The following is a 14,675-nucleotide window of genomic DNA, read 5'->3' on the forward strand; positions in this document are numbered from 1 at the left end:
TCCTCGAACTCGCCCTCCGCGCCGCCGACGAGACCGACACCCCCCACCTCGAAGAACTCACCCTCCAAACCCCCCTCACCCTCCCTGCCACCACCCCCGTCCACCTCCAACTCCGCATCACCGCACCCGACCCCACCGGCCACCGCCACCTCGACATCCACTCCCGCGCCCAGGACGGCCAGGAGTGGACCCGGCACGCGACCGCGACGCTGGCCCCGGCGCCCGCCGCGGCGGTGCCCGACCTGATCGCCTGGCCGCCCGTGGGCGCCGAAGCGGTCGAGCTGGACGGCTTCTACGACCGGCTGGCGGACGCGGGTTACGGCTACGGCCCGGCCTTCCGGGGGCTGACCGTGGCCTGGCGGCGCGGCGAGGAGGTCTTCGCGGAGCTCCGGCTCGATCCGCGCCAGCACGCCGACGCGGCGGGCTGCACGGTCCACCCGGCGCTGCTGGACGCCGCGCTCCAGGCGGCCGCGCTGCTGCCCGAACGCGACGGGGCCCGGCTGCCGTTCAGCTGGAGCGGGGTCAGCGGGTACGCCTCGGGCGCGACCGCGCTGCGGGTGCGGATCGCCGCCGACGGGCCGGACGCCGTCACGCTGACCGCCTACGACCAGGCCGGGCAGCCGGTGCTGGGCGTCGACTCGCTGGTGCTGCGCCCGCTGCGCGCCGACCTGCTGGGAGCGGCCGGCGGCGCCACCGCGGACCGACTGTTCCGGCTGGACTGGCAGCCCGTCGAGGGCGGCCAGCCGGAGCCCTGGACGCCGCTCGCGGAGCTCGGCGCGCAGGAGCCGGCGCCCGCCGTGGTGGTCGCCGACGCGCCGCTGGGCGAGGGCCCGGACGAGACCGCGCGGGTGCACGACGCGACCGCGGCGGCGCTGGCGCTGGTCCGGCGCTGGCTGGCCGAGGAGCGGTTCGCCGACTCCCGGCTGGTGCTGCGGACCAGCGGCGCCGTGCGGACCGGACCGGGACAGCCGCCCGCCGATCTCGCGCAGGCCGCCGTCTGGGGGCTGCTGCGCAGCGTGCAGAGCGAGCACCCCGACCGCTTCGTGCTGCTGGACGGCGACGGGCAGGCCGGGGCCCCGCAGGCGCTGCCGCTGGCCGGCGAACCGCAGCTGGCGGTGCGCGCCGGCGAGGTGCTGGTGCCCCGGCTGGCGCCGGCCGCCGGCGCGGGCACGCTGGTGCCCCCGCCGGGCGAGCCGGCCTGGCGGCTGGAGCCGGCCGGCCCCGGGACGACGGACGGGCTGGCGCTGCTGGCGGGCCCGGAGCGGCCGCTCGGCGCGGGCGAGCTGCGGATCGCCGTCCGGGCCGCCGGCCTGAACTTCCGGGACGTCGCGGTCACCCTCGGTCTGACGCCGGACCAGCAGGGCCTGGGCAGCGAGGGTGCCGGCACGGTGCTGGAGGTCGGCGCCGAGGTGACCGACCTGGCGCCCGGCGACCGGGTGATGGGCATCTTCGGGGCCGCCTTCGGACCGGTCGCGGTGGCCGACCGGCGGACGGTGGCAAGGATCCCGGAGGGCTGGTCGTACGCCCGGGCGGCCTCCGTGCCGGTGGTGTTCCTGACCGCGTACTACGGCCTGTTCGACCTGGGCGGGCTGCGCCGCGGGGAATCGGTGCTGGTGCACGCGGCGGCCGGCGGGGTCGGCATGGCGGCCGTCCAGCTGGCCCGGCACGCCGGGGCGGAGGTGTTCGGCACCGCGAGCCCGCACAAGTGGGACGCGCTGCGATCGGCGGTGCCGGACGAACGGCGGCTGGCCTCCTCGCGCACCCCGGAGTTCGCCGACCGGTTCCTGGCGCAGACCCTCGGGCGCGGGGTGGACGTGGTGCTGAACTGCCTGGCGCGGGAGTTCGTCGACGCCTCGCTGCGGCTGCTGCCCGGCGGCGGGCGCTTCCTGGAGCTGGGGAAGACCGACATCCGGGACGCGGAGCGGGTCGCCGCCGAGCACCCGGGCGTCGCCTACCGGGCCTTCGACCTGATGGAGGCGGGGCCCGGGAGGATCGGCGAGATGCTGGCCGAGATCCTGGCGCTGTTCGAGCGCGGGGTGCTCAGCCCGCTCCCGCTGACCTGCTGGGACGTCCGGGAGGCGCCGGCGGCCTTCCGGCACCTGTCCCGGGCCCGGCACGTCGGCAAGAACGTGCTGATGCTGCCGGCGGCGCCCGACCCGGCCGGCACCGTGCTGGTCACCGGCGGGACGGGCACGCTCGGCCGCCTGGTGGCCCGTCACCTGGTGACCGCGCACGGCGTGCGGCACCTGCTGCTGGCGAGCCGGCGCGGCCCGGCCGCCGAGGGCGCCGCCGACCTGCTCGAGGAGCTGGCCGGGCTGGGCGCCGAGGTCACCCTCGCCGCCTGCGACGTGGCCGACCGCACCGCGCTGGCCGACCTGCTGGCCACCGTCCCGAAGGAGCGGCCGCTGACGGCGGTGGTGCACACCGCGGGCCTGCTGGCGGACGCGACCGTGGCCTCGCTGACCGACGAGCGGCTCGACCGGGTGCTGCGGCCGAAGGCGGACGCGGCGATCGCGCTGCACGAGCTGACGGCCGATCACGACCTGGCGGCGTTCGTGCTGTTCTCCTCCGGCGCGGGCCTGCTCGGCCCGGCCGGACAGGCGAACTACGCCGCCGCCAACGCCGTGCTGGACGCGCTCGCGGGCCGGCGCCGGGACGCGGGGCTGGCCGGACTGTCGATCGGCTGGGGCCTGTGGGCCGAGCGCAGCGCGCTCACCGCCGACCTGGACGGCACCGACCTGCGCCGGATGGCCCGCGGCGGGGCGGGCGCGCTGTCCTCCGCCGAGGGGCTGGCGCTGTTCGACGCGGCGCTGGCCGGCCCCCGGCCGTACCTGCTGGCCGCCCGGCTGGACCGGGCGGCACTGCGCGCGGACGGGCCCGCCGTGCTGCGCGGGCTGGTCCGGCCGTCCAGGGCCCGGGCGGCGGCGGGCGCGGCCGCACCGGCCCCGGGCGGGCTGCGCGAGCAGCTGGCGGCGCTCACCCCGCCGGAGGCGCACCGGGTGCTGCTCGACCTGGTGCGCGGCCACGCCGCCGCGGTGCTCGGGCACGCCACGCCGGAGCGGATCCGCCCGGCGCGCCCGTTCAAGGACCTCGGCTTCGACTCGCTGACCGGGGTGGAGCTGCGCAACCGGCTGGTCGCCGCGACCGGGGTGCGGCTGCCGGCGGCGATGGTCTTCGACCACCCGACCCCGGAGGCGCTGGCCCGCCACCTCGGGGCGGCCGCGGCCGAGCGGCCCGGGGCCGCCGCCGGGGCGCCCGACCCGGCCGCGGTGCTCGCCGAACTCGACCGGCTGGAGGCGCTGATGGCGGCGTTCCCGGCGGACGGGCCGGTGCGGGCGCAGCTGTCCGACCGGCTGCGCGAGGTGCTCTCGCGCAGCACGGCCGCGACGGCGGCGGCCGAACGGATCGTCGCGGCCAGCGACGACGAGATCTTCGCGTTGATCGACCGGCAGCTGGGCGGCTCATGAGGCCCCGGGCACCCGCCCGGACGGGTGCCCGACCCCTGCTCAGGACGTCCCCCTCCCAAGACGAAGGTGCAGAAACCCCGTGAGCGAGCAGAAGCTGCGTGACTACCTCAACCGCGTGACCATCGACCTCCAGCAGACCAGGGAACGGCTGCGCGAGGCGGAGGCGAAGAGCCGCGAGCCGATCGCCATCGTCGCGATGAGCTGCCGGTTCGCCGGGGGTGTCAGCACCCCGGAGGACCTGTGGGAGCTGCTGGTCGCCGACCGGGACGCGATGACCGGGCTGCCGACGGACCGCGGGTGGGAGCACTCGGGCCTGGCGGCCAGCGGCGCCCCGGCGCGCGGCGCGTTCGTGGACGAGGCCGGCGGGTTCGACCCGGCGTTCTTCGAGATCTCCCCGCGCGAGGCGCTGGCGATGGACCCGCAGCAGCGGCTGCTGCTGACCGCCTGCTGGGAGGCGGTGGAGCGGGCCGGCATCGATCCGCTGTCGCTGCGCGGCAGCGGTACGGGCGTGTTCGTCACCGCGGTCGACCAGGGGTACGCCACGCTCGGCCAGGGCGCCTCGGAGGCCGTCAAGGGCTTCCTGATGACCGGTAACGCGATCAGCGTGCTCTCCGGCCGGGTCTCCTACGCGATGGGTCTGGAGGGGCCGTCGCTGAGCGTGGACACGGCCTGCTCGGCCTCGCTGGTGGCGCTGCACCTGGCGGCCCGCTCGCTGCGCAACGGGGAGTGCTCGCTGGCCCTGGTCGGCGGGGCGAACGTGATGGCGCTGCCGGGCGCGTTCCTGGAGATCGCCCGGCAGGGCGGGATGGCGGCGGACGGGCGCTGCAAGCCGTTCGCGGCCGCCGCGGACGGCACCGGCTGGGGCGAGGGCGTCGGCGTGCTGCTGGTCGAGCGGCTGTCGGACGCGCAGCGCAACGGGCACCCGGTGCTGGCGGTGCTGCGCGGCAGCGCGATCAACCAGGACGGTGCCAGCAACGGGCTGACAGCGCCCAACGGGCCGTCCCAGCAGCGGGTCATCCAGGCCGCGCTGGCCGACGCCGGGCTGTCCGCCGCCGAGGTGGACGCGGTCGAGGCGCACGGCACCGGCACCCGTCTCGGCGACCCGATCGAGGCGGACTCGCTGCTGGCCACCTACGGCCTCGGCCGGCCGGCGGACCGGCCGCTGTGGCTGGGCTCGCTGAAGTCCAACATCGGGCACACCCAGGCCGCGGCGGGGGTGGCCGGGGTGATGAAGATGGTGCTGGCGATGCGGCACGGCGTGCTGCCGCGCACCCTGCACGTGGACGCGCCGACCCCGCACGTGGACTGGTCGGCGGGCACCGTGGAGCTGCTCACCGAGGCCCGGGACTGGCCGGCGCTGGGCCGGCCGCGCCGGGCCGGGGTGTCCTCGTTCGGGATGAGCGGCACCAACGCGCACGTGGTGCTGGAGGAGGCGCCCGAGCCGGTGCAGCCGGCGCCCGCGCCCGTACCGGCCGCCGCGGCCGGGGCGGGGGCGGTGCCGTGGGTGCTGTCGGCGCGCAGCCCGGAGGCGCTGCGGGCGCAGGCGGCCCGGCTGGCGGCGCACGTCTCGGCCCGGCCGGGGCTGCGGCCGGCCGATGTCGGTTTCTCGCTGGCGACCGGCCGCTCCGCGTTCGAGCACCGCGCGGTGGTGGTCGGCGAGGAGCCGGCCGAGCTGCTGCGCGGGGTGGTCGCGCTGGCCCGGGACGGCTCGGGGCCGGGGGTGCTGACCGGTCGGGCGGGCGCCGAGCGCGACCGTACGGTGTTCGTCTTCCCCGGCCAGGGCGGGCAGTGGGTGGGCATGGCCCGCGACCTGCTGGCCGGCTCGCCGGTGTTCGCCCGCTCGGTCGCCGACTGCGCGCGGGCCCTGGAGCCGTACCTGGACTGGTCGTTGACCGAGGTGCTGCGGGACGAGCCGGGTGCGCCGCCGCTGGAGCGGATCGACGTGGTGCAGCCGGTGCTGTTCGCCGTGATGGTGTCGCTGGCGGCGCTCTGGCGCTCGCACGGGGTGCATCCGGACGCGGTGGTCGGCCACTCGCAGGGCGAGGTGGCGGCCGCGTACGTGGCGGGGGCGCTCGACCTGGCGGACGCGGCCCGGATCGTGGCGCTGCGCAGCCGGGCCCAGCTGGCGCTGTCCGGCACCGGCGCGATGGCCTCGGTGCAGCTGTCGGCGGACGCGGCCCGCGAGCGGCTGCGCCGCTGGGAGGGCCGGCTGTCGGTGGCCGCCGTCAACGGCCCGGCGTCGGTGGTGGTCTCCGGCGACCCGGCGGCCGTCGCCGAGCTGCTGGCCGACTGCGCGGCGGCGGGCGTACGGACCCGGGAGGTGCGCGCGGACGTGGCGGGCCACTCCGCGCACATGGACGGGCTGCGCGAGGACCTGCTGGCCGCGCTGGCCGGGGTGCGGCCGCGCGCCTCGGCGATCCCGTTCCACTCCGCGGTGACCGGCGGGCGGCTGGACACGGCGGCGCTGGACGCCGGGTACTGGTTCCGCAACATGCGCGAGACGGTGGACTTCGAGGCGGCGGTCGGCTCGCTGCTGGACCAGGACCACCAGGTGTTCGTGGAGATCAGCCCGCACCCGGTGCTCACCGTGCCGGTGCAGGCGATCGCCGAGGAGCACGGGCGCCCGGAGACGGTGGTGCTCGGCACGCTGCGCCGCGACGAGGGCGGCCCGCGCCGCTGGCTGGCGGCGCTGGCCGCGGCCCAGGTGCACGGCCTGCCGGTGGACTGGGCGCCGGTGTTCGCGCCGCACGCCCCGAGCCTGCTGGAGCTACCCACCTACGCCTTCCAGAACCGCCGGTTCTGGCTGGAGCCGAGCGCCGCCGCCACCGCCACCGACCCGGCGGACGCCGCCTTCTGGTCGGCCGTCGACCGCGAGGACGCCGAGGCGGTGGCCGGCACGCTGGGGATGGCCCCCGAGGCGCTGGACGGGCTGCTGGCGCCGCTGGCGCTGTGGCGGCGCGGCCGGCAGGAGCAGGCCGTGCTGGACGGCTGGCGCTACCGGATCGGCTGGACCAGGGTGGCCGACCGTCAGGACGGCGCACTGCACGGGGTCTGGCCGCTGCTGGTGCCCGAGGGCGGTGACCCGCTGGCCGAGCGGCTGGCCGCCGTCCTGGCCGGGCAGGGCGCCGAGGTGGTGCCGGTGGTGCTGGACGGCCCCGACCTCGGCCGGGCGGAGCTGGCCGAGCTGCTGCGCACCGCGCTGGACGGCCGCGGCACGCCCGGCGGGGTGCTCTCGCTGCTGGCCCTGGACGAGCGGCCCACCCCGGGCCGGCCGGCGCTGGCCGCCGGGGCCGCGCTGACCGCGGCGCTGGTGCAGGCGCAGCTCGACCTCGACCTGGCGGCGCCGCTGTGGTGCGTCACCCGGGGCGCGGTCTCCACCGGCCCGGCGGATCCGGCCGCCCGGCCGGTCCAGGCGCTGACCTGGGGGCTGGGCCGGGTGGTGGCGCTGGAGGAGCCGGCCCGCTGGGGCGGCCTGGTGGACCTGCCCGAGGAGTGCGAGGACGCGGCGCTGGCCCGGCTGGCCGGTCTGCTGGCCGCCGGTGGCGACGAGGACCAGCTCGCGATCCGCGCCGAAGGGGTGCTGGCGCGCCGGCTGGTCCGGGCGGCCCGCACCCCGGCCAGGCGCAGCTGGCGTCCGCGCGGCACCGTCCTGATCACCGGCGGCACCGGCGGTCTCGGCAGCCAGGTGGCCCGGCGGCTGGCCGGGGACGGCGCCGAGCACCTGGTGCTGCTGAGCCGCCGCGGCCCCGCCGCGCCGGGCGCCGAGGAGCTGGCGGCCGAACTCGGCGCGCTCGGCACCCGGGTCACCCTGGCCGCCTGCGACCTGGCGGACCCGGCGGAGCTGCGCGCGCTGGTCGACTCGCTGGCCGCCGCCGGGGACGAGGTCCGCGCGGTGCTGCACACCGCCGCCGCCGTCCAGCTCGGGCCGGTCCGCGAGCTCGGGCCGGCGGAGTTCGCGGCCACCCTGGAGGCCAAGGTGCTCGGCGCGGCCACCCTGGAGGAGGTGTTCCACGACACCGAGCTGGACGCCTTCGTGCTGTTCTCCTCGGTCTCCGGCGTGTGGGGCAGCGCCGACCACGGCGCGTACGCCGCCGCCAACGCCTACCTGGACGCGCTGGCCGAGCACCGGCGGGGCCGGGGTCTGAGCGCCACCTCGATCGTCTGGGGCATCTGGAGCGCGGCCGGCGGCGGTCTGGCCACCACCGAGCTGGAGCAGCAACTGCTGGAGCGCGGCATCCCGTTCATGGACCCGGCCCGGGCGGTGGCGGGGCTGCAGCGGGTGCTGGACGACGACGAGACGACGGTGGTGGTCGCCGACGTCGACTGGGGCCGGTTCGTCCCGGTCTTCACCTCGGTGCGGCCCAGCCCGCTGATCGCCGACCTGCCCGAGGTGCGGGCGCTCGCGGCGGCCGCCGAGGACGGGCCGGCGGACGGTGACGGGGCCGGGCACGAGCTGCGCCGCAGCCTGGCCGGGCAGTCCGAGGCGGAGGTGCGCCGGGTGCTGGTGGACCTGGTCCGCCGGCACGCCGCCGACGTGCTCGGGCACGACTCGCCGGAGGCCGTCCGGCCCGACCGGGCCTTTCGCGAGCTGGGCTTCGACTCGCTGATCGCGGTCGAGCTGCGCAACCGGCTGAACGCGGCGACCGGGCTGCGGCTGCGCACCACCGTGGTCTTCGACCACTCCAGCGCCGAGGCGCTCGGCGAGGCGCTGCGGATCGAGCTGCTGGGGGCGCCGCAGGGCGGCCCGGAGCCGGTCGCGCACCTCACCGGTGACCTCGCGGAACCGATCGCGATCGTCGCGATGAGCTGCCGCTTCCCCGGCGGCATCGACGACCCGGACAAGCTCTGGCAGCTGCTCGCGGACGGCGGCGAGGTGCTGTCCGCGATGCCCACCGACCGCGGCTGGCCGCTGGCGGACCTGTACGACCCGGACCCGGACCGGCCCGGCCGCTCCTACGTCCGGGAGGGCGGGTTCCTGCACGACGCCGCCGACTTCGACCCCGCCTTCTTCGGGATCAGCCCGCGCGAGGCGGCCGCGATGGACCCGCAGCAGCGGCTGCTGCTGGAGACCTCCTGGGAGGCGATCGAGCGGGCCGGCATCGACCCGGGCGGGCTGCGGGAGAGCCGGACCGGCGTCTTCGTCGGCGTCAACTACCAGGACTACAGCTCGGTCGCGGCCGCCGGGGCGCCGGAGGGCGCCGAGGGCCACCTGGTGGCGGGGGCCGCGGCGAGCGTGGTCTCGGGCCGGGTGGCTTACACGCTCGGGCTGGAGGGCCCGGCCGTCACGGTGGACACCGCCTGCTCCTCCTCGCTGGTCGCCCTGCACCTGGCGGCGCAGGGGCTGCGCTCCGGTGACTGCTCGCTGGCGCTGGCCGGCGGCGTCGCGGTGATGGCGACCCCCGGGGTGTTCATCGGTTTCTCCCGCCAGCGCGGGCTGGCGGCCGACGGGCGCTGCAAGGCGTTCGGGGCCGCCGCCGACGGGATGGGCCTGGCCGAGGGCGCCGGGGTGGTACTGCTGGAACGGCTGTCGGACGCCCGGCGCAACGGGCATCCGGTGCTGGCGGTGCTGCGCGGCAGCGCCGTCAACCAGGACGGCGCCAGCAACGGCCTGTCCGCGCCGAACGGGCAGGCCCAGCAGCGGGTGATCCGGCAGGCGCTGGCCAACGCCGGGCTGTCCGCCGCCGAGGTGGACGCGGTCGAGGCGCACGGCACCGGCACCACGCTGGGCGACCCGATCGAGGCCGACGCGCTGCTCGCGACGTACGGTCAGGACCGGCCCGAGGGCCGCCCGCTGTGGCTGGGCTCGCTGAAGTCCAACCTCGGGCACACCCAGGCCGCCTCCGGCGTGGCCGGGGTGATCAAGTCGGTGCTGGCGCTGCAGCACGGCGTGCTGCCGCGCACCCTGCACGCGGACGAGCCGACCCCGCACGTGGACTGGTCGGCGGGCGCGGTGGAGCTGCTCGCCGAGGCCCGCGACTGGCCCGAGGCCGGGCGCCCGCGCCGGGTCGGGGTGTCCTCGTTCGGCTTCAGCGGCACCAATGTGCACGCGATCCTGGAGCAGGCGCCGGACGCCGCCGGGGCGCAGACCCCCGAGCCGGTCGGCCCCGCGGCCGAGCTGCCCTGGCCGCTGTCCGCGAAGTCCGCCGAGGCGCTGGCCGCGCAGGCGGGCCGGCTGGCCGGACGGCTGCGCAACGCCGGCGGCGACCCGCTGGACGTGGGTTTCTCGCTGGCGACCGGGCGCGGTGCGTTCGAGCACCGCGCGGTGCTGCTCGGCGGCGACCGCGCGGCGGGCCTGGCCGGGCTGGCCGCCGGCCGGACCGCGCCCGGGGTGGTGCAGGGCCTGGCGGACGCGGGCGGCCGGCGGGTCTTCGTCTTCCCCGGCCAGGGCGCCCAGTGGGCCGGGATGGCGGTCGGCCTGCTCGACGAGGCGCCGGTGTTCGCCGCCGCGATGGCCGACTGCGAACGCGCGCTGGCGCCGTACCTGGAACGGCCGTTGACCGAACTGCTGCGCTCCGGCGAGCCGTTGGAGCGGGTCGACCTGGTGCAGCCGGCGCTGTTCGCCGTGATGGTCTCGCTGGCCGAGCTGTGGGGCTCCTGGGGCGTGCGTCCGGACGCGGTGGTCGGGCACAGCCAGGGCGAGATCGCCGCCGCCGTGGTGGCGGGCGCGCTCACGCTGGAGGACGGCGCCAAGGTGGTCGCGCTGCGCAGCCGGGCGCTGGCCGCGCTGGCCGGGCACGGCGGCATGGTGTCGGTGGGCCTGCCGCTGGACGGGGTGGCCGAGCTGATCGCCCCCTGGGGCGAGCGACTGTCGGTGGCCGCGGTCAACGGGCCGTCCGCGGTGGTGGTCTCCGGGGAGAGCGCCGCGCTGGACGAGCTGCTGGCGGCTTGCGAGCGGGACGGCGTCCGGGCCAGGACCGTACCGGTCGACTACGCCTCGCACTCGGCCCAGGTCGAGCGGATCCGGGCCGAACTCGCCGAACTGCTGGCCGGGTTGCGCCCGACCGCGGGCCGGGTGCCGCTGTTCTCCACGGTGACCGGCGACTGGCTGGACACCGCCGTGATGGACGGCGCGTACTGGTACCGCAACCTGCGGCAGACCGTGCGGTTCTCCACCGCCGTGCAGGCGCTGGCCGAGCAGCACTACCAGGTGTTCCTGGAGGTCTCCCCGCACCCGGTGCTCACCCTGCCGGTGCTGGACGGCGCCGAGGCCGCCGGCGCCGCGGGCGTGCTGGCCGCCGGCACCCTGCGGCGCGAGGAGGGCGGGCTCGACCGGGCGCTGGCCTCCGCCGCCGACCTGTGGGTGCGCGGTGTGCCGGTCGACTGGACGGCGGTGTACGCGGGCCGCGGCGCCCGCCGGGTGGAGCTGCCGACCTACCCGTTCCAGCGGCAGCGCTACTGGTTGGAGGGCGCCGGCCCGGCCCGGGGCGAGGACGCCGACGACAGCGCCTTCTGGCAGCTGGTGGAGTCCGCCGACCTGGCGGCGACCGCGCGCAGCCTCGCCGTGGACGCCGCCTCGCTCGGCGAGGTGCTGCCCGCGCTGAGCGCGTGGCGCCGGCAGCGTCAGGAGGGCTCGGCGCTGGAGTCCTGGCGCTACCGGATCCAGTGGCAGCAGGTGCCACCGCCCGCGTCGCCCGTCCCGGCCGGACGCTGGCTGGTGGCCGTGCCCGCCGGGCAGGCCCGGGACGAGGCCGTGCTCGCGCCGCTGCGCGCCCTCGGCGAAGCCGGGGCCGAGCCGGTCACGGTCGAGCTGACCGCGCGGGAGGCCGACCGGGCGGCGCTGGCCGACCTGCTGGCCGACCACGCCGGTACGCCGTACGACGGGGTGCTCTCGCTGCTCGCCCTGGCGGGCGAACCGCTGCCCGCGCACCCGGCGCTGCCCACCGGCGGGGCGCTCACCCTGGCGCTGGTGCAGGCGCTCGGCGACCTCGGCATCGAGGCCCCGCTGTGGTGCGCGACCTCCGGCGCCGTCTCGGTCGGGGCGGGCGATCCGCTCACCGCGCCGGACCAGGCGCTGGTCTGGGGCACCGGCATGGTGGCCGCGCTGGAGCACTCCGCACGCTGGGGCGGCCTGGTCGACCTGCCGCCCGCGCCGGACGCCCGGGCGCTGGCCGCGTTCTGCGCCGTGCTGACCGGCGGCACCGGGGAGGACCAGCTCGCGGTCCGCCCGTCCGGGCTGTACGCCCGCCGGCTGGTGCGCGCGCCGCGGCCCGCGCTGCCCGCACGCAGCTGGCGCCCGCGCGGCACGGTGCTGGTCACCGGCGGCACCGGTGCGCTCGGCCCGCACATCGCACGCTGGCTGGCCCGCGGCGGCGCCGAGCACCTGGTGCTGCCCGGCCGGCGCGGCGCGGACGTCCCCGGCGCCGCCGAACTGGCGGCCGAGCTGGCCGAGTTCGGCACCCGGCTGAGCCTGCCGGCCTGCGATCTGGCGGACCGCGCGGCGGTGGCCGCGCTGCTGACCGGTCTGGAGGAGCGCGGGGAGCCGGTGACCGCGGTGTTCCACGCCGCCGCCTACATCGAACTGGCCCCGCTGGACGGCACCCCGCTGGACTCCTTCGACCGGGTGGTGGCCGCCAAGGCGGCCGGCGCCCGGCACCTGGACGAGCTGCTCGACCGCGAGCTGGACGCCTTCGTGCTGTTCTCCTCGATCGCGGGTGTCTGGGGCAGCAGCAACCACGCCGCCTACTCGGCCGGCAACGCCTACCTGGACGCGCTGGCCGAGCACCGCCGCTCGCGCGGCCTCGGCGCGACCACCGTCGACTGGGGCGTGTGGAAGGCGGCCAACCCGTGGGCCGTACGGGACACCGTGGAGGACGCGGACTTCTTCCGGGTGCAGCGCCAGGGCCTGCCGCTGATCGACCCGGAGCCGGCCGTGGCCGCGCTCCAGCAGGCGCTGGACGACGACGAGACGGTGATCGCGCTGGCCGAGGTGGACTGGCCGCAGTTCGCGGCCGTCTTCACCTCGGTGCGGCCGAGCCGGCTGCTGACCGGGGTGCCGGAGGTGCGGGCGCTGGCGGCGCCCGGCGGAGCGGCCCCGGCCACCCCCGCCGCCTCGGTGCTGCGCAAGCGGCTGGCCGGGCTGCCGGAGGGCGAGCAGACCAGGATCGTGCTGAACCTGGTCCGGGCCCAGGCGGCCGAGGTGCTCGGGCACGGTTCGCCGGAGGCCGTCCCGGCCGCGCGGGCGTTCCAGGAGCTCGGCTTCGACTCGCTGACCGCCGTCGAGCTGCGCAACCGGCTGAACACCGCGACCGGGCTGCGGCTGCCCGCCACCCTGGTCTTCGACCACCCGTCCGCCGGCGCGCTGGCCGAGCGGATCAGGGCGGACGTGCTCGGCGAGCGGGCCGCCGAGGAGGCGCCCGCGGCCCGCGGCGGCGAGCCGGACGAGCCGATCGCGATCGTCTCGATGGGCTGCCGGCTGCCCGGCGGGGTCGACACCCCGGAGCGGCTGTGGCGGCTGCTGGCCGAGCGCGGTGACGCGGTCTCGGAGTTCCCGACCAACCGCGGCTGGCCGCTGGAGTCGCTGTTCGACCCCGACCCGGACCGGCCCGGCACCTCCACCACCCGGCACGGCGGATTCCTGCACGACGCCGGGGACTTCGACGCCGAGTTCTTCGGGATCTCGCCGCGCGAGGCGGTCGCGATGGACCCGCAGCAGCGGCTGCTGCTGGAGACCTCCTGGGAGGCGATCGAGCGGGCCGGCATCGACCCGGCGGCGCTGCGCGGCTCCGGCACCGGCGTCTTCACCGGCGTCAACTACCAGGACTACGCCGCCGCGGTGGCGCAGTCCGCGGAGAACGAGGGCCACCTGCTGACCGGCAGCGCGGCCAGCGTGGTGTCCGGCCGGGTCGCCTACACGCTCGGCCTGGAGGGCCCGGCGATCACCGTCGACACCGCCTGCTCGGCCTCGCTGGTGGCGCTGCACCTGGCCGCCCGCGCGCTGCGCGCCGGGGACTGCTCGCTGGCGCTGGTCGGCGGGGTCGCGGTGATGTCGACCCCGGGCGCGATCGTCGGCTTCTCCCGCCAGCGCGGGCTGGCCGCGGACGGGCGGTGCAAGGCGTTCGCGGACGCCGCCGACGGGATGGGCATGTCCGAGGGGGCCGGCGTGCTGCTGGTCGAGCGGCTCTCGGACGCGCAGCGCAACGGGCACCCGGTGCTGGCGGTGCTGCGCGGCTCCGCCGTCAACCAGGACGGCGCCAGCAACGGCCTGTCCGCGCCGAACGGGCCCTCGCAGCAGCGGGTGATCCGGGCCGCGCTGGCCGACGCCGGACTGTCCGCCGCCGACATCGACGTGGTGGAGGCGCACGGCACCGGCACCACGCTCGGCGACCCGATCGAGGCGCAGGCCCTGCTGGCCACCTACGGGCAGCAGCGCAAGGACGAAGTGCCGCTGCTGGTCGGCTCGTTGAAGTCCAACCTCGGGCACACCCAGGCTGCGGCGGGCGTGGCCGGGGTGATGAAGGCGGTGCTGGCACTGCAGCACGGGGTGGTCCCGGCGACCCTGCACGTCGACCGGCCCTCCGGGAAGGTGGACTGGTCCCAGGGGTCGCTGGAGCTGGTGACCGAGGAGCGGGACTGGCCCGAGCAGGGCCGCCCGCGCCGGGCCGGCGTGTCCTCGTTCGGGATGAGCGGCACCAACGCGCACGTCATCCTGGAGCAGGCACCGGCGGAGCCGAGCGCTCCGGCGGGGCCGGGCGCTCCGGCGGAGCCGGCGGCGACCCCGCTGCCCTGGCTGCTGTCCGGGCGGACCCCGCAGGCGCTGGAGGCCCAGCGCGATCGGCTGCGCGAGCGGCTGGCCGCCGAGGGCGGTGATCCGGCCGAGGTGGCCCGTACGCTGGCCGGGCGGACCGCGTTCGAGTACCGCTCGGCGCTGGTGGGTGACGGCGCACAGCTGCTGGCCGCACTCGACGGGCACCCCAGCCATGTGGTGCACGGCCGGGACACCGGCGGTGCGCGGACGGTGTTCGTGTTCCCCGGTCAGGGCTCGCAGTGGCCCGGTATGGCCGCCGAACTCCTCGACACCGAACCGGCGTTCGCGCGACGGATCGCCGAGTGCGAGGACGCCCTCAACCCCCACGTCGACTGGTCACTCACCCAACTCCTCCGCACCGCGGACCCGCTGGACCGCGTCGAGATCGTCCAACCCGCCCTCTTCGCCGTCATGATCTCCCTCGCCGCCACCTGGCAACACCACGGCATCCACCCCGACGCCGT

2 protein-coding genes are annotated in these 14,675 nt (G+C 77.7%); both read left to right on the forward strand.

Features of this window, described 5'->3' with window-relative positions:
- A partial coding sequence (locus ABT014_RS33935) for an SDR family NAD(P)-dependent oxidoreductase (protein ID WP_350643612.1) occupies positions 1-3,467 on the forward strand: 3,467 nt, incomplete at its 5' end.
- Between the two features lie 79 nt (positions 3,468-3,546).
- Positions 3,547-14,675: type I polyketide synthase (locus ABT014_RS33940; protein WP_350643614.1), on the forward strand; the 11,129-nt coding region annotated here is incomplete at its 3' end.

It is taken from the genome of Kitasatospora sp. NPDC094015 (assembly GCF_040304075.1).
Classification (GTDB): Bacteria; Actinomycetota; Actinomycetes; order Streptomycetales; family Streptomycetaceae; genus Kitasatospora.